This window comes from Stutzerimonas kunmingensis, from assembly GCF_002929225.1.
Lineage (GTDB): Bacteria > Pseudomonadota > Gammaproteobacteria > Pseudomonadales > Pseudomonadaceae > Stutzerimonas.
The window spans coordinates 702953-721487 of the sequence record NZ_PISM01000004.1 but is presented as its reverse complement, the minus strand read 5'-3'; the positions used below and the strand labels follow the sequence as shown (position 1 = coordinate 721487).

The window sequence follows — 18535 nt, the reverse complement described above, 5'->3', positions numbered from 1 at the left end:
GATGAAGCGCTACGAGAAATTCGCCGACGAGATTGCCGAACTGATCCGCAGTGGCGTGCTCGCGCCGGGAGAAAAAGTGCCCTCGGTGCGCCACGCCAGCCGCACCTACGGCGTCAGCCCGTCCACCGTGTTCCAGGCCTACTACCTGCTGGAAGACCGCGGGCTGATCCAGGCGCGGGCGCGTTCGGGCTATTTCGTCCGCGAACATGCCAAGCGCCCGTTGCACGAACCGGACATCAGCCTGCGTCCGGCGGAAACCACCGATGTCGGCGTCAGCGAGCTGGTGTTCTCGGTGCTCGCTTCGCTGCGCGACCCGGCCACGGTGCCCTTCGGTTCGGCGTTTCCCAGTCCCGAGCTGTTTCCCCTGCAGCGCCTGGCGCGCTCGATGGCACAGAGCGTGCGCGACATGCCGGCACGCGAGGTGATTGCCGAGATGACCGCCGGCAACCCGGACCTGCGCCGGCAGATCGCCCTGCGCTACATGGTCAGCGGTGTGATGCTGCCGATGGACGAACTGGTGATCACCACCGGTGCGATGGAGGCTCTGAACCTCTGCCTGCAGGTGGTGACCGAACCGGGCGACCTGGTGGCCATCGAGGCGCCAGCGTTTTACGCCACGCTGCAGGTACTGGAACGGCTCAAGCTCAAGGCGGTGGAGATTCCGGTGCACCCGCGCGAAGGCATCGACCTCGACATCCTCGCCGATCGCCTCGCGCACTTGCCGATCAAGGCCTGCTGGTTCATGAGCAGCCTGCAGAACCCGCTGGGCGCGAGCATGGGCGAGGCGAAGAAGCAGCAGCTCTATGAGCTGTTGCAGCGCCACCAGGTGCCGTTGATCGAGGACGACGTCTACGCCGAGCTGTACTTCACCCGCGAGCCGCCCAAGCCGGTGAAGAGCCATGACCGCGAAGGTCTGGTGATGCACTGCGGTTCGTTTTCCAAGAGTCTCGCGCCCGGTTACCGGGTCGGCTGGGTTGCCGGCGGTCGCTATGCCGAGCAGATCGCCCGGCTCAAGCTGATGACCACCATCTCGCCGTCAGTGCCGGCGCAGGCCGCCATTGCCGATTACCTGCAGCACGGCGGCTACGACCGTCACTTGCGCAAGCTGCGCCATGCGCTGGAGATGCAGCAGGGCGCGATGCTCGCCTCCGCGGCCCGCCATTTCCCAGCGAGCACGCGAGTCACCCGGCCCAGCGGCGGCTACTTTCTGTGGTTCGAATTTCCCGAGCAGGTGGATTCGCTGCAGCTGCTGCAACTGGCGCTGGCCCAGGGCATCAGCCTGGCGCCAGGGCCGATCTTTTCGGCGACCCAGCGCTTTCGCAACTGCGCGCGGCTGAATCACGGCCATCCATGGGACGCCCGCAGCGAGCAGGCGATGGAGTTGCTGGGCAGGATGCTGAAGTCGTTCTGAGGCGCGGTGCCGATATGTCCGGGACCTTCAGTCGCAATCCTGCGGCTGGCCGCCACGGGCCTTCATCAGATACATGCGGTCGTCGGCCTGCTTGAGCAGCTGGGCCTCCGCATCACCGTCTTCGGGATAGAGCGCGGTGCCGATGCTCAAGCCGATATCGAGACTGTGCTCGGCAATCTGCATCGGCTGCTCGAAGGCCGCGCGGATCTTGTCGACGACGCGGCGGGCATCCTCTGCCTCGGCGATGCTTTCCAGCAGCACCACGAACTCATCGCCACCCAGCCGCGCCACGGTATCGGTGTCGCGCACGCAGTGCGTGAGGCGATCGGCCACTGCACGCAGCAGCTGGTCGCCACCGCTGTGGCCGTAGGTATCGTTGACCTGCTTGAAGCGATCCAGATCCACGTAGAGCAAGGCGACGCGTCCGCCATTGCGCCGCACCCGCGCCAGGGCCGTGTCCAGGCGATCGCGAAAACAGGCGCGATTCGGCAGGCCGGTGAGTTCGTCGTACTGTGCCATCCGGTGCAGTCGCGCATACAGCTGCTTGCGCTCGATTGCCGTGACCACCTGCATCGAGACGAACTGCAGCAGCTCCTGATCCTTCTCGGTGTAGGGCGCCGCCGTGCTCTTGAGCAACAGCACGCCGATCACCCCCTCACTCGAACTGAGCGGCACCCCCAGCCACCAGGCATGGGTATCCCCATCACCGAGCGGGAGCGCCAGCGCTGGCATCGAGTCCGCATTGAAGCGCAACGGCTGCGCGCCATGCAGAACGGAGAAACACAGGGACGCCTCGGGCTCCGCTGGCAGCCCGGTCGAATCGAGCGCCAGCGCCTGGTAGGGATAACTCAGCTCGCCGCTGGCAGCATTGCGGATGGCCACGATGAAATCGTCCACCGGCAGCAGCTGGGCGATGGTCAGATGGATCTGCTGATACAGCGCCGCGAGGTCCTTGGCCCCGTGCGCCGCCTCGGAGATCGAATAGAGCGCCGCCTGCATCGCTTCGGACTGCTTGCGCTGGGTGATGTCGCGCGCCACGCCGATGCGCAGCTTGTTATCGGTCGACCAGCAGGCCGACCACATGATGTGCACCACACCGCCGTCCTTGCGCACGTAACGGTTCTCGAAGTGCAGCAGCGGCTGATCAGCCATGACCCCCTTGGCGGCGGCCAGGGTCCGGGCACGGTCTTCGGGATAGACCATCTCGATCATCCGCTTGCCGAGCATCTCCTGCGGGGTATAGCCGAAGATGCGCTCGCAGGCGGCGCTGACGTAGACGAAGTTGCCCTGCGCATCGACCACGCAGATGGCATCCAGCAACAAATCGATGACACTCGCAAGAGGCGCGTAGCTATCCGTCTTCACAGCGGCAGACCTACTTCGGCCATTGGGCACGGGCCTGGCGATCGGGGCGGCGCCGTCGCGCGGCTGATCGCTCGTTCCCATATCCTAAGCATCGCCCAAATCCGCAGCGGCCGCGCTGTTTTTTTATTGTCCGGCTCCCTCCACCCAGCGCGGATAGAAGCCGAGAGAAGCCTGGGTGTTGGCATCCTGCAGCGCGATAACGTCCTCTGGCGCATCGCCGGCGTCCCGTCCCAGTTGGTCGCCGCGAAAGAAGAAGCGGCGGCCATCGGCAAGCGTGAGGAACAGACCGACCGCCCCATGGCCATCCAGCGGCACCAGCACGACCTGGCCGTCGCCGAACAGATCCAGGCTACGACGGTGCTCCCGATAAGGGCTCGCCTGGAACTCCAGCGACTGCCAGCGGACCGGGTGGCGAAACTGACTGGGCAACACCGCTGGCGGCGTGGCAGCCTCCAGATAGCCCAGGCTGTCCGCGCTGGCCAATACCGGTACCTCGGGATAGTCGACCAGCCCCGAAGCGTGCTCCCAGCGCACGCACCCCAGCACGATACGATCGATCTCCAGTCCGTCCCCCTCCAGCTGATCGCGCACCGGGCGTACGTCCGCGTAGCGCTTGATTCGCCAGGGCACCTCGGCGTCCAGCTGCGCGTCGATCTGCCTACCGAGCCCGGTTCCAAACAGCAAGCGGCTGCCGCGATGCTCGATCAGAATCGCGATGTGCTGCGTGGGCGGCGCCTCCTGCCAACCGTTCCGTCCCAGCAAGAAGTCGCCACTGTCGCTCTGCGCCGTCTTCACCAGGCTGAAGCGCAACCCTTGCACAGCCGAAGCATCCTCGACGAAGCCAAACAGGGAGACTGCCAGCCCGATCACCAGCAGCAGCGATACTCCGATCCGCCGGCCCGGGTGCCGGTCCAGCTCGCCGGGCATCCGACCATTCTGCACGTTCATGGCGTCACAACCCCGGCATGCCGACATAGCCCGGCAGCGCGCGGACGCGGGCGAACCAGGCCTGCAGCGCCGGATAGGCAGCCAGATCGAGCCCGCCGTCACCACCCAGCGCGACGTTGGGGAAGACGGCAATGTCGGCGACGGTCGGTTTGCTGGTCTGCGCCAGCCAGGCGTGCTGCGCAAGGTGCCGCTCGAGCGTACGCAGGGCGCTGGCGGCACGTGCCTGCGCCAGCGGCTCGTCGATCGGCCGGCCGAACAGCTTGCCCAGACGCACGGTGGCCGGGCCATGCTGCACCTCGTTGGCGGCAAAGCTCAGCCAGTTGGCGATGTGGCCCTGGGTTTCGGCGTCCTGCGGATACCACTCATTGGCATAGCGCTGGGCCAGATAGACCAGGATTGCCTGGGAATCGCCAAGTCGAAAGTCGCCGTCCTCGAGCACCGGAATCTGTCCGCGCGGATTGATTTCAAGGAACGCCGGCTGCTTGTGCTCGCCCGCAAGCAGATTCACCGGCACCAGCTCCACCGGCTGGCCGATCAGGCTGAGAAACAGACGAACCTTGTGGCAATTGCCGGATAGGGTCAGGTCGTAAAGCTTCATGGTGTTGCCCTTGTGATTGGCTGCGACTGGATAATAGACAGACCTGTCTGTACACTGCAAGCACCAACGCAAATCCACCCCAACTGGAGCAAGCCGCGAGCGCTCCCGCATAATGTCGAACCACAGGAGGTATCCATGGCATCGAACAAGCGCGACCAGTTGCTCAACACCGCAGAGAGTCTGTTCTATCGCGAGGGTTATCACGCCACCGGCATCGATCGCATCCTGGCCGAATCCGGCGTGGCCAAGATGACGCTGTACAAGCACTTCAAGTCCAAGGACGAGCTGATCCTGGCCGTGCTGGAAGCGCGCCACGAGCTGATGCTGACGCGCCTGCGCGAGCGTGCCACCAGACTGCCGCCGCGTGAGGCGCTACTGGGAATTTTCGATGGATTGCACGGAATGATTCACGGCAACGACGCCTTCTGCGGCTGCCTGTTCATCAACGCAGCGGCCGAATATCACGACCGCGACCACCCGATTCACCGCCGCTCCTCCGCCTACAAGGCAGAGCTGCTGGCCTACCTTCGCGAGCTACTGGAACGCCTGGATGCGCCACAGCCGATGCAGCTGGCGCGCCAACTGCAGTATCTGCTCGAAGGCGCGCTGAGCATGGCGCATATCGAAGGGCCGGGCGAGCAGGCACGGGACGCGAAAGTCGCCGCCGAACGACTGCTCGAGGCCGCCGGAATCTAGGCGCGTCGCAGTGGGCGCGCCCTCTTGCCGATCAGAGGGTGCCGGCTTCGTCTTCCCGAACCTTGAACCAGGCGGCATACAGGGCTGGCAGGAACAGCAGCGTCAGCGCCGTGGCAACGATCAGGCCACCCATGATCGCCACCGCCATTGGCCCGAAGAAGATACTGCGCGACAACGGAATCATCGCCAGCACCGACGCCAGCGCGGTCAGCACGATGGGCCGGAAGCGGCGCACCGTGGCATCGACGATGGCGGTGAAGCGTGCCTGACCGGCACCGATGTCCTGCTCGATCTGATCCACCAGAATCACCGAGTTACGCATGATCATCCCCGACAGCGCGATGGTGCCGAGCATCGCCACAAAGCCGAACGGCTGCCCGAACAGCAGCAGAAACAGTGCAACACCGATGATGCCCAGCGGCGCGGTGAGGAACACCATGGCCGAGCGCGAGAAACTCTTGAGCTGCGCCATCAACAGGGTCAGCACGACGATGACGAACAGCGGCATGCCGGCATTCACCGAACGCTGGCCGCGTTCGGAGTCCTCCACCGTTCCGCCGACCTCGAGCAGATAGCCGCCGGGCAGCTGATCGCGAATGTCGGCCAGGGTCGGCTCGATCTCACGCACCAGTGCCGCCGGCTGCTGCTCTCCGTACACATCGGCGCGCACGGTGACCGTTGGCAGGCGGTTGCGGTGCCAGATCACGCCCTCCTCGAAGCCGTACTCGAGCGTCGCCACCTGCGACAGCGGCACGCTGCGCCCGCTCTCGGTGGGAATCGCCAGGCTCGGCAGCATCGACAGCTCGAGCCGCTCGCGCTCGGTGCCGCGCAGGAGTATCTCGATCAGCTCGTTGTCCTCGCGGAACTGGCTGACGCTGCTGCCGGTGAATGTGCGCCGCAGGAAGCCGGACAGCTCGGCGGTGGTCACGCCCAACGCCCGGGCACGATCCTGATCGACGTTGAGCCGGACCATCTTGCTCGGCTCCTGCCAGTCCAGATGGACGTTGGCCACGTGCGGGTTCTCGTTGACCTTGGCAGCGACCTGACGAGCCAGCCCACGCACCACGTCGATATGCTCGCCGGTGACACGGAACTGCACCGGATAGCCCACCGGCGGGCCATTCTCCAGCCGCGTCACGCGACCGCGCAGGCTCGGGAAATCCTCGCGCATGCGTTCGATCAGCCAGGCGCGCAGGGACTCGCGGGACTCGATGCTGTCGGCCAGCACGACGAACTGGGCGAAGCTGGTCGCCGGCAGCTGCTGGTCCAGCGGCAGGTAGAAACGCGGCGAGCCGGTGCCGACGTAGGCCACATAGTTGTCGATGCCGGCCCGATCCTTGAGCAGCTGTTCCAGCCGCGCCACCTCTGCTTCGGTCGCCTTCAACGAGGCGCCTTCGGCCAGCTTGAGATCGACCATCAGCTCCAAACGGCCGGAAGCGGGGAAGAACTGTTGCGGCACCAGACGGAACAGCACCACCGCGGCGACGAAGATCGCCAGGGTGAGCAGGATGACGGTCTTGCGCCGGCGCACGCAGAAGGTCACCACGCGACGCACTCGCTGGTAGAACGGCGTTGCGTAAGGATCGTGGCCTTCACTGCTCGCGCCGTGCTTGTGTGCCGATTTTTTGGCCAGGTCCGGCAGCAGCTTTTCGCCGATCAGCGGCACGAACATTACAGCGGCGATCCAGGACGCGATGAGCGAAATGGCGACCACCTGGAAGATCGAACGGGTGTATTCGCCGGTACTGGAATTGGCAGTGGCGATCGGCAGGAAACCCGCCGCGGTGATCAGCGTGCCGGTCAGCATCGGGAATGCCGTGCTGGTCCAGGCGAAGCTGGCGGCCTTGAGGCGGTCGTAGCCCTGCTCCATCTTGATCGCCATCATCTCCACCGCAATGATCGCGTCGTCCACCATCAGCCCGAGAGCCAGGACCAGGGCGCCAAGGGAGATCTTGTGCAGGCCGATGTCTAGATAGCTCATGGCGGCGAAAGTCATCGCCAGCACCAGCGGAATCGACAGCGCGACCACCAGCCCGGTACGCACGCCTAGCGAGAAGAAACTCACCAGCAATACGATCACCAGCGCTTCGATCAACACCTTGACGAACTCACCTACGCTGGTCTTCACCGCAGCGGGCTGATCCGAGACCTTGCGCAGCTGCATCCCCGCCGGCAGCTCCTGCTGCAGGCGGGCGAACTCCTGCTCCAGTGCCTCGCCCAGCACCAGGATGTCACCACCGCTTTTCATCGAAACCGCCAGACCCAGGGCCGGCTCGCCCATGAAGCGCATGCGCGGCGCGGGCGGGTCGTTGAAGCCGCGATGCACCTCGGCAACATCGCCGATACGGAAGGTGCGGCCGGCAACGCGGATGGGGAAATCACGAATCTCCTTGACCGTCTCGAAGCTACCGGTGACGCGCAGCTGCACCCGATCGCTGATGGTCTCGACGAAACCGGCAGCTGTTACCGCGTTCTGCGCCTCCAGCGCCTGGCGCACGGCTTCCAGCGGGACGCCGAGCGTGGCCAGCTTGACGTTGGAGAGCTCGATCCAGATCTTCTCGTCCTGCAGGCCGATCAGCTCGACCTTGCCGACGTTCTTGACCCGCTGCAGCTGCAGCTGGATGCGGTCGGCGTAGTCCTTGAGGATCGCGTAGTCGAAACCTTCGCCGGTCAGGGCGTAGATGTTGCCGAAGGTGGTGCCGAACTCGTCATTGAAGAAGGGCCCCTGTACACCCGGCGGAAAGGTGTGCTGGATGTCGCCGATCTTCTTGCGAATCTGGTACCAGAGGTCGGGAATGTCCTTCGAGCGCATCGAGTCGCGTGCCATGAAGGTGACATTGGATTCGCCCGGTCGGGAGAACGAAACGATGCGCTCGTACTCGCCGGTTTCCATCAGCTTCTTCTCGATGCGCTCGGTGACCTGGCGCGACACTTCCTCGGCGGTAGCGCCCGGCCATTGCGTCTGGATGACCATGGCCTTGAAGGTGAATGGCGGGTCCTCGCTCTGGCCGAGCTTGCTGTACGACAGCGCGCCGACGATCGCCAGCAGCAGCATCAGATAGACGACGATCTGCCGGTTCTGCAGCGCCCAGGCGGAGAGATTGAAGCGCATCGCGATTACTCCTGGGCGGCCAGCTCGACGGGGCGATTGTGGCGATCCACCGGGCGAACCGGCTGGTTATCGCTGAGCATCTGCACCCCGGCCAGGACGATCCAGTCGTCGGCCTCCAGCCCTTCGAGGACCGGCACGAGCTGCTCACCGAAGGGCCCGGTCCGAACCTCGACACGCTCTACGGTGGAGTCGGCCTTGAGCCGCCATACGTGCGCCCTGCCCTTTTCCGCACTGAGCGCCGAGAGCGGCACCGCCAGCGATACCTCGCCATCGCGGCGAATGCTGACCAGCGCGCTCTGGCCAAGCTCTGCGGGCACTTCCTGCTCGCTGAAGGCGACGCGCGCGGAATAGGTTCGCGACTGCGCATCGGCGGCTGGCGAGAGTTCGCGAATCTTGCCGAGATAGTGGCGCCCCGGTTGCGACCACAGCTCGACCTCGACGTCCTGGCCAACCCGGTAGCGCTCCAGCGATTGCTCCGGCAGATCGATGGCCACTTCCCGCTCGCCATCCGCCGCCAGCACGAACGCGGTCTGCCCAGCGGCGACCACCTGCCCCACCTCGACTCGGCGCTGCGCGATCAAGCCATCGCTGGTGGCGCGCAGCACGGCGTAATCGACCTGGTTGCTGGCCACATCGAACTCGGCCCGCGCCTGCTGCAAACGGGCAGCCGCGGCGCGATAGGCGTTGTCGGCATTGTCGAACTGCGACTGGCTGACCAGTTGGCGACCAAGCAGCGCCTTGTAACGGTCGTGTTCCGCTTTGGCTACGCGCAGATTGGCTTCCGCCGCCGCCACCTGCGCCCGCATACCGTCCAGCTGCAGCCGCACGTCCTGCGGATCGAGCCGCGCCAGAGGCTGATCCTTGCGAACGCGATCACCGGCTTCCACCAGACGCTCGACAACCTTGCCGCCTATACGAAACGCCAGTTCCGGCTCGTAGCGTGCGTGCACCTCACCGGGATAGCTTTCGCGTGCTTCGCTGGCTGGCTGCGGGTGCACCACCATGACCGGACGAGGGAGCTGCTGCGGCGGTTCACCGTTGCCGCAGGCGACCAGGGCAAAGGCACAACCGAACATGGAGGCAAGGGACAAGGCATGTCGGAACACGATGAAGTCTCTCTGTCGCGAAGCGGATTGGAATACTTATACTGCGCGGTATAGTAAAAATAGCGTACCAGCCAGTCCACTATTAAAACGCCCATGACAGAAATCCATTCCGTATCGCCCGGCCCAGGCCGCCCGAAGGACCCCGCCAAGCGCGAGGCGATCCTCGCTGCCGCGCAGGTGCTGTTCCTCGGCAACGGCTACGAAGGCAGCAGCATGGAGGCCATCGCCGCCGAAGCCGGCGTTTCCAAGCTCACGCTGTACAGCCACTTCAAGGACAAGGAGGCGCTCTTCAGCGCGGCCGTGAAGACCACCTGCGAAACGCGCCTGCCGAGGCGGCTGTTTCAGGTGGAGGCGGATTGCGACATCGAGAAGGTGCTGCTGGCGATCGGTGGCGCCTTCAATGAGCTGGTCAATAGCCCCGAGTCCATCGGTCTGCATCGGGTGATGGTGGCGATGGCGACGCAGAATCCGGGGCTGGTGAAGATGTTCTTCGATGCCGGCCCGCAGCAGCTGCTGTGCGATCTGCAACAGCTGTTCAGCAGGGCCGACGCGCTGGGCCTGCTGGAGATCGACGACCCACTGCGCGCCGCCGAGCATTTCTGCTCGCTGATCAAGGGTGCCCAGCATTTCCGCCTGCTGGTCGGCTATGCCGAGGCGCCAACCGATGAGGAAGGCAACCTGCACGTGCGGGACGCGGTGAGTGTGTTTCTGCGCGCCTATCGTTGCTGACCTGAGCAAGCGAGAGGTTCGCGGACTGCGGAATCAGCCCTGCAGCTTCTTCTTCGGATAGATGTCGTAGCGGCTGGATTTTCCTTCCAGGCTGTAGCCGGGCTTGGCGCCTTCGATGGCCGGCGCCTTGCGCGGACGCTTGACCACCACACGATGGCTGGCCAGCTCCAGTGCCGCGGCCAGCAGCGCCGGCGCGTCCGTATCGTCGCCGACGAAGGGTCGGAACAGGCGCATCTCTTTCTTCACCAGCGCACTCTTGTCGCGATGAGGAAACATCGGGTCGAGGTAGATGACCTGCGGCGCCTCACTCTGCCACTGCGTCATCAGCTCGATGGCATTGCCCTTGAGCAGGGTCATCCGCGCGGCGATAGCACCCACCTCGGCGTCCCCAGCCGCGCGACCCAGACCATCCTCCAGCAGCGCGGCAATCAGCGGCTGGCGTTCGATCAGGCTCACTTCACAGCCCAGCGTCGCCAGCACAAAGGCATCGCGCCCGAGCCCCGCTGTAGCATCCAGCACCCGTGGCCGGATACCGGGTTGGATGCCCACGGCCTTGGCGATCATCTGCCCACTGCCACCACCGAACTGACGCCGGTGCGCTGCGGCCCCCTCGACGAAATCCACCCGTACCGGCCCCGGTGCCTGCGCCTCGAGCAACTGCAGCTGCAAGCCGTCCGCGCCAATCTGCAAAGCGAATTCGGCCGCGTCCTGAATTTCCGGCAAGTCGAGACGCTGCGCCCATTGATGGGCGGCAGCGGCGAACTGAGGAGTCAGCGGTTCGACTCGAACCACAGGGTTGCGTGCGGACATAGGGCATCCAGCGGTGATGGAAAGCCGCGCATTGTGCCAGAGCATTCCAGGCTGCGCGCGAGCGTTCAGCGGCACATGCCGAAGCCACCCATGTCGACGTGAAAGTGGTCGTGGTGGGCCGCGTTGTATTCCGGCCCGAGCGTCACGTTGAACGCATCGCAGGCCGCATCGCGAACCAGCCGCAGGAAACGCGCCTTGTCCCCCTCGCCCTGCCAGTCCCGCGCCACGGTGATGCGGGTGCCATCCTCAAGGTGAAAGCCCGCCATATCCAGCGCATTGGCGCTGGCGTGCTGGCTGCGGCGGTTGCTGCGGGCGATGTTGCGACAGGCAAAGCTGCCGAAGTGATCAATGCGCACCACCGGCTGCTCGAATACTGCCTGGGCCGCCGGCTGAAGCCCGTGCAACTCGAACATCGCATAAGCCGCCGCCAGCGGACAGGTGGCGAGAAAAGGCCCGTTGAACCGCACGTCCGAGCCCTGCACCCGAACGCTGTTCTCGACCGGACAGCCGGGCTCCGGCGTGCTGTCCGGCACGGCTGAATAACGCAGCGGCGCCGTGGAGAGCGCCTGTTCGCAGAGCGTTCGGTCCTGCTGCAGGCGCCGTAGCTTGAGTGACGTCAACAGGTTCGGCGGCTCACGGATGTCCAGCGGCGCCCAGGGGTTCCAGCGCGGCGGGATGTCGATCAGATCCTGCCGCACCGCCAGGGCGAAGCCGGCAAGCAGCAGCAACAGGAGAAGAAAGAAGCGGCCAAAGGTCATTCCTTATGGGCAACAGCCAACCCGCGAAGTTGAAAGGGATGTTTTACAAAACTGGTCGAAATCGCTCGCTCAATCCGTCAGCAAGGACATCTGCGGCGCAGGGTGCAATGCAGGCAGGGCCGGCAGGCCGGGCAAGCGCTCGCTCAGCAAGCCGTGAAAACGCATCGCCAGCTCGGGCGCACGATGATTGTCGGGGGTATGCAGATAGACGTGCGGCGTCTTGCCGGCCTCGATCCAACCAGCCACCTTGTCCAGCCAGGGCGCCATGAATGCGTCGTTCGTCTCCAGCTCGGGGTGACCGACGAAGCGCACCTGCGGCGAATCGCTGAATGCCACCGGGCGTACCGGCAGACGCGGCTTCTTGCTCTGCGCATGCAACACGGCGGGGTCGTGAGAGTGGCAGCTGAACAGCGCGCGGGTATCTAGGCAGATGCGCTCGATGCCGCGATCACGCAGCAATCGGTTCAACGCGCGCTCGCCATCCCCTCGGTCGAAGAATCCGGGATGCCGCACCTCGATCGCCAGCGCTCCGTCGAAGCCATCGATGAACGCCGCAAGCTCGCTCAATCTGGATGGCCCAACGCTGGCGGGCAGTTGCAGCCAGAACGGCGTTACCCTTCGCCCCAATGGCAGCAACAACCGCTGGAAGGCATGCGCCTGCTCCAGCGCCGCACGCAGATCGCCGGCCTGGCTGACATCGCGGGGAAATTTGGCACAGAAGCGGAAGCTTTCGGGCATCTCGCCGGCCCAGCGCTGGACCTTCTGCTCCGATGGCCAGGCGTACAGCGTGGTATTGCCCTCGACTGTATTGAAGGTGGAACAGTAGGCGGCAAGGAAATCGGAAGCCGGCGTAGCCGTCGGGTACAACGATCCGAGCCAGGCACTCTCGTTCCAGGAGGGACAACCGAGGTAATAGGGAAGCTCTGGCAGATCGAACCGCCTCAGGCGTAGAGGTCGAGCCCGAGCACCTCTGCGCCGTCGAACTCGACGCTCATGCTGGCGGTGCTGGCGTAGCTGGCCAGCGCCTGGGCCACGCGACTGGTCAGTGGGCGCTCGGGCTGCGGCTCGTCATAGCGGAATGCGGAGTAGCGTTCGACCAGCGCGCTGGAATTGACCCGCTGCTGCGGACGATCGGCCTGGGGCTGGTAATCCTGACCGGAGCGGCTGTCGACCCCGCGCTGCGCCTGCGCGACCCGCTGCGTTTCCCCATAGCTATCCGCCGCCCTGCCGGTACGGGCAGAACGATCCGTTGAATAGGGAACGGGAAAGGAGCTTTCGACGCGCATCATTGGACTCGATCAGAGGCCCGGCGACTCTAACGGGCAGGCAGGAGTTTGGCAACGTTCCTCGTCATTTGATCCCTTTGGGCGTCGCAACATTGTCCCGCAGGTAGACCGGCTGGGCCTGATCGGCCTCCAGCGCCTCGCCTCGGTGCCAGGCGAAACTAGCCAGACTCAGCAGATCTTCGGCATGCGGCAGCATCCCGGCGTCGTGTGCACGTACGGCCGCGGCTATCCGCTCGGCGTAACCCCAGCCGGTACCGGCGCCGAACCAGTCGTCACCTGCATCGCGCGGCAGCACGGCCTGCTCGGGCGGCAGCACGGCCTCATTGCCGACCAACTGCATCTCCCCGGCCTGCTCGCGATAACAGCCCCAGTAGACCTCGTCCATGCGCGCATCGATGGCCGTCGCGACCTGCGCTGCGCCGTGCTCACGCCAGGCCCGTTGGGCAATGGTCGCGAGGGTAGAAACCGGCAGCACCGGCCGCTGCAGCGCGAACGCCAGGCCCTGCACCACACCGATGGCAATCCGCACGCCGGTAAAGGCACCTGGTCCCCGCCCGAAAGCGATGGCATCCACCGCGGACAGCGCAACCCCGGCCTCGCCGAGCAGCGTCTGCACCATCGGCAGCAGCCGCTGGGCATGCAGGCGCGGAATCACCTCGTAGTGACTCAGCACCTTGCCGTCGTGCAACAGCGCGACTGAGCAGGCTTCGGTGGCAGTATCCAGGGCCAGCAGAGTGGTCATCGGGTCGGTCCGGTCGGTAAAAAGGCGCCGATTCTAACGTATTCGCGGAGCGGGTTCTTTCGCGCCTGCCCTGATCTCTGGGCAAAAAAATGCCCGTATCTTTCGATACGGGCATTTCTATCGCTCGTGTCAGGCAGCTTCGATCAGCTAAGTGCAGCGAACACCTTGGCCGTAATCTCGTCCACCGAACCGACACCTTCGATGCAGCTGTACTTCGGCGTGCCTTCCGCGGCTGCCAGGCTCTGGTAGAAGTCCACCAGCGGCTTGGTCTGCGCATGGTAGACGGACAGGCGATGACGCACGGTCTCTTCCTTGTCGTCTTCGCGCTGGATCAGCTCATCGCCGGTTTCGTCGTCCTTGCCAGCAACCTTCGGTGGGTTGTGCTCGGTGTGATAGACGCGGCCGGAAGCCGGATGCACACGGCGACCCGCGATGCGGCCGACGATCTCCTCGTCGTCCACGGCGATCTCGATAACGTTGTCGATGCGCACGCCTGCTTCCTTCAAAGCTTCGGCCTGCGGAATAGTGCGCGGGAAGCCGTCGAAGAGGAAGCCATTGGCGCAATCCGGCTGCGCGATGCGCTCTTTGACCAGATTGATGATCAGATCATCGGAAACCAGGCCACCGGCATCCATCACGCTCTTGGCCTTGAGGCCCAGCTCGGTGCCCGCCTTGACTGCGGCACGCAGCATGTCGCCCGTGGAGATCTGCGGAATACCGAATTTTTTGGTAATGAAGCCAGCCTGGGTACCTTTTCCGGCACCGGGCGCTCCCAGCAGAATCACACGCATGATGAGTCCTCGAGTTTCTTAGAAGGGGGGCGATCCTGCCAGCGGGCCGGAGTGGCTCTTCGCTGACGAATCAAAAATTCTGGTTTGCCGCCATGCGACAAAAGGTTGAACACGATACACAGCGCACCGAGGCGGCACAAGCCGTCCCGAAAGCGTCTATCGACCCGCATAAATGTCACGATTCGACGCGAGTTGCGCTCAACGACTACGCATCGCGCAGCCGTTGAGCGCCGGGAGCCGCCACTTCAGCCCGTGTTGCGCAAGCCCGCCGCGATACCCGCCACACTGACCAGCAGCGCCTGCTCGAGCGGGCTGTCTGCCGGGTTCTGCTGCTGCCTTGAGCGAGCCAGCAGTTCTATCTGCAGCAGGTGCAACGGATCAAGATAGGTGTTGCGCAGACTGAACGCCTCCTGGGTCTTCGGACTGTGGTCGAGTAGATCGGCCTGGCCGGTCACGCTCAGCACAGCGCCGACCACCTGCGACAATCGGTCACGCAAATCGCTACCAAGGGAAAGCAGTTCCGGCTGCACCAGGCGCTCATCGTAACGCCTTGCGATATCGGCATCGGCCTTGGCCAGCACCATCTCCAACATGTCGATGCGCGTAGTGAAGAACGGCCATCGCGCACGCATTTCGGCCAGCCGCTCGCCCTCCCCACGCGTCAGTGCGCTCTGCAGCGCCTGCTCCCACCCAAGCCAGGCGGGCAGCATCAGCCGCGTTTGCGTCCAGGCGAAAATCCATGGAATCGCCCGTAGGCTTTCCACCCCACCCTCGCGACGTTTGGAGGGGCGACTGCCCAACGGCAAACGGCCCAGTTCCAGCTCGGGTGTCGCCTGGCGGAAGTAATCGACGAACTGCGGATGCTCGCGTACCACGCCACGATAGGCCGCCACCCCTTCGGCGGACAGGCGATCCATGGTCTCACGCCAGTCGGCCTCGGGCATCGGCGGCGGCAACAGAGTCGCCTCGAGCACCGCGGCGAGGTACAGATTGAGGTTCTGCTCGGCGATGTCCGGCAGGCCGAATTTGAAGCGGATCATTTCGCCCTGTTCGGTGGTACGGAAGCGCCCGACTACCGAGCCCGGCGGCTGCGACAGGATCGCCGCATGCGCCGGGCCACCGCCGCGCCCCACGGTGCCGCCGCGGCCATGGAACAGCAACAGTTCGACGTCGTGCTCCCGGCATACGTCCACTAGCCGTTCCTGAGCGCGGTACTGGGCCCAGGCGGCGGCAGTAGTGCCAGCATCCTTGGCCGAGTCGGAGTAGCCGATCATCACCTCCTGCGGGCCATGCAGACGCTGGCGATACCCGGGCAGCGCGAGCAGGCGGTCAATGATCGGCGCGGCGTTATTCAGGTCGTCCAGGGTTTCGAACAGCGGCACCACACGCATCGGTCGCTGCAGGCCGGCTTCCTTGAGCAGCAACTGCACGGCGAGTACATCGGAGGCCGCATGGGCCATGGAAATGACATAGGAGCCAAGTGACGCAGCTGGCGCCTCGGCGATCACCGCGCAGGTGGCGAGCACCTCGGCGGTATCGGCCGACGGATGATAATGCGCCGGCAGCAGCGGGCGGCGATTGCCCAGTTCAAGCTGCAGCCAGTCCAGTCGCCGCTGCTCGTCCCACGCCTGATAGTCGCCCAGCCCGAGGTAATCGGTGATTTCCGCCAGCGCTGCGGCATGCCGTGCCGCGTCCTGGCGAATGTCCAGCCGTACCAGGAACAGCCCGAACACGGCCAGTCGCCGCAGGCAGTCAAGCAGCGCGCCATCGGCGATCATGCCCATCCCGCGGGCATGCAACGAGCGGTAGCAGAGTTCCAGCGGCCGACGCAGCTCGGCGCAGTCCTGCAGCACTTCCGCCGGAGCCGGCTGGCCATGCTCGATGGCCGCTCGCGCCCACTCCCGGGTCGCCCGCAGCCGTTGACGCAGGGGCTTGAGCAGGACCCGGTATGGCTCGGCCGAATCACCGGTCAGGCGCAGCAGTTCCTCACTGGCTTCGCTCATCGACAATGCGGTGATCAACCCTTCGATCTCCCGCAGGTACAGATCGGCAGCCACCCAGCGCGCGGTCAGCAACACTTCGCGGGATACCATCGCGGTCACGTTCGGGTTGCCATCGCGGTCGCCGCCCATCCAGGAGGCGAAGCGGATCGGCGCGGCTTCCAGTGGCAGGTGCAGCCCGGTCGTCCGCCTGAGCGTCGCATCGGTCTGACGCAATACATTGGGTACGGCCTTCCACAGCGAGTTCTCGATGGCGGCGAAGCCCCACCGCGCCTCTTCCACCGGCGTCGGTCGGTTGCGACGGATTTCCTCGGTGTGCCAGACCTCGGCGATCAGGCGCTGCAGCTGCAGCTCGATCTTCGCCTGCTCGGCGCCGGAGAGGTCGGTGTGGTCCCGTGCGGCCAGCTGTTCGGCGATGGCGTCGTACTTCTGGATCAACGTGCGCCGTGAAACTTCGGTGGGGTGCGCTGTCAGCACCAGTTCGATTTCCAGGCGGCTGACCTGCCGTGCAATGAACTCGTCGCCGTGTCCGGCGGCCTTGAGGCGTTCGATCAGATCGGCGAACACGCTGGTTTCGAACGGTACCGGCTCGCCTGCCGTACGGCGACGAACCTGATGGTACTGCTCGGCGATATTGGCTAGGTTGAGGAACTGGTTGAACGCCCGTGTCATCGGCAGCAGTTCATTCTCGTCAAGGCTGTCGAGCGTCTCGGACAGCAGTTGCGCACCCTCGGCCGAGCCTTTGCGTGCCGCCTTGGCGCCTTTGCGGATGCGTTCGATCTTGTCGAAGAACTGGTCGCCATGCTGGGCGCGAATGGTGTTGCCGAGCAGTTCGCCAAGCAGGTGTACGTTGTCGCGCAGGCGCGCGTCGATGATTTTCGCCATGACCTTCTTGCTCCTCCTGGGCTGCCGCCTTCACATGAGCGACTCGCCGCTGCTTATCAGACGCGCCGCGGAGAAAACGATCCTGAACGGCTACGCTGAAATTACCTCCAACCAGAGTGCCCACCGCATCCGGTCATGACAAGGCGTCAACGCCGACGACCCTGTTGCGGACAGCACGATTGCACATGTCATCACCGCTCGTAAGCGCGGGCAAAGGAGTAATCATGAGAATTTCCGAGCTGGTCAGCCATTGGGAACGCGACGCCAAGGGTCACATGAGCCAGACAACCTACAGCATTCCGCTGGACGTCGAGAGCGCGGCGCGGCTCGCGGCCCTCGCCGAGATGTACCCCAAGCGCAGCACCGAAGCGCTGCTCGGCGAGCTGGTTGGTGCGGCCCTCGAAGCCGTCGAAACCAGCCTTCCGTATGAGCGCGGCACCCAGGTCATCGCCACTGACGAACAGGGCGACCCGGTCTACGAAGACATCGGGCCCACCCCGCGCTTTCTCGAGCTCTCGCGCAAACATCTCAAGCGCATGCTCGACGAGGAAGCGTCTTCTACCCCACCGGCCTGACCCGAAAGCGCACCCTGTACGCTCGGCGCCCGCTCAGGGCGCCATCACACAGGTCACCCTTGTTGCATACGCCCGCCCTGCCCGCGCAGGCCAGTCCCCACCCCGTTAATACCGCGCTGGTAGCGGATTCCCCGATGACAACCGCTCTAGCCCGCCAACTTTCACTGAACGATTAGCGCCATTTGGCCTCACAAAGATATGTCCCGACATCGGTAGTGCCCTATTCAGCACACTGCCCGGCCAGGGACGGTAGCTATTCGTTGAGCAATTCGAACTGGAGACTGACCATGAACAAAGCTGTCGCAACCCACGCTTCGAGATTTCAGCTACCCAAGCTGGCGGCCATTGCACTTGGTGGCCTGCTGCTGACCGCATGCGCCGGCAACCCACCGACCGAGCAGTTCGCCGTGACTGAATCGGCCGTGCGCAGCGCCGTAAGCGCTGGTGGTACCGAGTATGCCGCAGTGGAAATGCGCGCCGCGCAGGAAAAGTGGAAAGAGGCCGAACTGGCCATGCAGAAAGAAAACTACGAACAAGCCCGCAAGCTGGCCGAACAGGCCGAATGGGATGCCCGCGTAGCCCAACGCAAGGCTGAAGCGGCGAAGGCTCAGAAGGCCGTCGAAGATGCGCAGCAGGGGATTCAGGAATTGCGCGAAGAAGGCATGCGCAACGTTCGCTGATTCCTCGCCACGCCCGCCATTCCGTTTATAGCCAATAGGATGA

The 18535-nt window shown here is 64.6% G+C and carries 17 protein-coding genes; 5 read left to right on the top strand and 12 right to left on the bottom strand.

The features are described 5' to 3' along the window. Position 1: 1 nt before the first annotated feature. Positions 2-1411: a GntR family transcriptional regulator MpaR gene (mapR, locus tag CW305_RS04460; RefSeq protein ID WP_003300787.1), complete on the top strand. Its 1410-nt coding sequence runs from the start codon at positions 2-4 to the stop codon at positions 1409-1411. A 27-nt stretch (positions 1412-1438) separates the two neighbouring features. On the opposite strand, the gene CW305_RS04455 is transcribed toward mapR, so the two are convergent. The 3 genes from CW305_RS04455 to CW305_RS04445 all read right to left on the bottom strand — a co-directional run bounded on the left by CW305_RS04455 (position 1439) and on the right by CW305_RS04445 (position 4322). Beyond that, a complete protein-coding gene (locus CW305_RS04455; protein WP_104097201.1) occupies positions 1439-2776 on the bottom strand; it encodes a sensor domain-containing protein in 1338 nt (445 codons plus the stop codon). 123 nt (positions 2777-2899) lie between these two features. After that, on the bottom strand, positions 2900-3703 hold the full coding sequence (locus CW305_RS04450) for an MBL fold metallo-hydrolase (protein ID WP_101274808.1): 804 nt from the start codon (positions 3701-3703) through the stop codon (positions 2900-2902). Positions 3704-3728: 25 nt separating this feature from the next. Beyond that, entirely contained in the window at positions 3729-4322 is a 594-nt protein-coding gene (locus CW305_RS04445) for a glutathione S-transferase family protein (RefSeq protein WP_014820973.1), read from the bottom strand. 135 nt (positions 4323-4457) lie between these two features. Here CW305_RS04445 and CW305_RS04440 point away from each other — a divergent pair, with 135 nt between their 5' ends. Continuing rightward, a complete protein-coding gene (locus tag CW305_RS04440) occupies positions 4458-5018 on the top strand; it encodes a TetR/AcrR family transcriptional regulator (protein ID WP_104097200.1) in 561 nt (186 codons plus the stop codon). Between the two features lie 31 nt (positions 5019-5049). On the opposite strand, the gene CW305_RS04435 is transcribed toward CW305_RS04440, so the two are convergent. Further along, positions 5050-8130 carry an efflux RND transporter permease subunit gene (locus CW305_RS04435; RefSeq protein WP_104097199.1) on the bottom strand — a complete coding sequence of 1027 codons (3081 nt, stop codon included), beginning with the start codon at positions 8128-8130 and terminating at the stop codon, positions 5050-5052. A 5-nt stretch (positions 8131-8135) separates the two neighbouring features. Continuing rightward, entirely contained in the window at positions 8136-9236 is a 1101-nt protein-coding gene (locus tag CW305_RS04430; protein WP_125876521.1) for an efflux RND transporter periplasmic adaptor subunit, read from the bottom strand. 93 nt (positions 9237-9329) lie between these two features. Here CW305_RS04430 and CW305_RS04425 point away from each other — a divergent pair, with 93 nt between their 5' ends. Then, a complete protein-coding gene (locus tag CW305_RS04425) occupies positions 9330-9965 on the top strand; it encodes a TetR/AcrR family transcriptional regulator (protein ID WP_104097197.1) in 636 nt (211 codons plus the stop codon). A gap of 33 nt (positions 9966-9998) precedes the next feature. Here CW305_RS04425 and CW305_RS04420 read toward each other — a convergent pair whose 3' ends face one another. The 7 genes from CW305_RS04420 to ppc form a co-directional block, all read right to left on the bottom strand. After that, on the bottom strand, positions 9999-10775 hold the full coding sequence (locus CW305_RS04420; protein ID WP_104097196.1) for a class I SAM-dependent methyltransferase: 777 nt from the start codon (positions 10773-10775) through the stop codon (positions 9999-10001). A gap of 65 nt (positions 10776-10840) precedes the next feature. After that, positions 10841-11533: an extensin-like domain-containing protein gene (locus CW305_RS04415; RefSeq protein ID WP_104097195.1), complete on the bottom strand. Its 693-nt coding sequence runs from the start codon at positions 11531-11533 to the stop codon at positions 10841-10843. Between the two features lie 69 nt (positions 11534-11602). Beyond that, positions 11603-12400, bottom strand: coding sequence for a DUF72 domain-containing protein (locus tag CW305_RS04410; protein ID WP_104097194.1), 798 nt, complete (start codon positions 12398-12400; stop codon positions 11603-11605). 74 nt (positions 12401-12474) lie between these two features. Next, positions 12475-12819 (bottom strand): hypothetical protein, encoded by a 345-nt coding sequence (locus CW305_RS04405; protein ID WP_014820981.1) that lies wholly within the window; start codon positions 12817-12819, stop codon positions 12475-12477. Positions 12820-12883: 64 nt separating this feature from the next. Next, complete coding sequence (gene tsaB, locus CW305_RS04400) at positions 12884-13561, bottom strand: tRNA (adenosine(37)-N6)-threonylcarbamoyltransferase complex dimerization subunit type 1 TsaB (protein WP_104097193.1); 678 nt, start codon at positions 13559-13561, stop codon at positions 12884-12886. A gap of 143 nt (positions 13562-13704) precedes the next feature. Further along, positions 13705-14352, bottom strand: a complete 648-nt coding sequence (gene adk, locus CW305_RS04395) for an adenylate kinase (protein ID WP_041014541.1) — start codon at positions 14350-14352, stop codon at positions 13705-13707. A gap of 245 nt (positions 14353-14597) precedes the next feature. After that, entirely contained in the window at positions 14598-17237 is a 2640-nt protein-coding gene (gene ppc, locus CW305_RS04390; RefSeq protein WP_104097192.1) for a phosphoenolpyruvate carboxylase, read from the bottom strand. Positions 17238-17461: 224 nt separating this feature from the next. On the opposite strand from ppc, the gene CW305_RS04385 reads away from it, so the two are divergent. Next, complete coding sequence (locus CW305_RS04385; protein WP_044315254.1) at positions 17462-17812, top strand: hypothetical protein; 351 nt, start codon at positions 17462-17464, stop codon at positions 17810-17812. Between the two features lie 287 nt (positions 17813-18099). Beyond that, on the top strand, positions 18100-18492 hold the full coding sequence (locus CW305_RS04380; protein WP_014820986.1) for a DUF4398 domain-containing protein: 393 nt from the start codon (positions 18100-18102) through the stop codon (positions 18490-18492). The last annotated feature ends 43 nt before the right edge of the window (positions 18493-18535 follow it).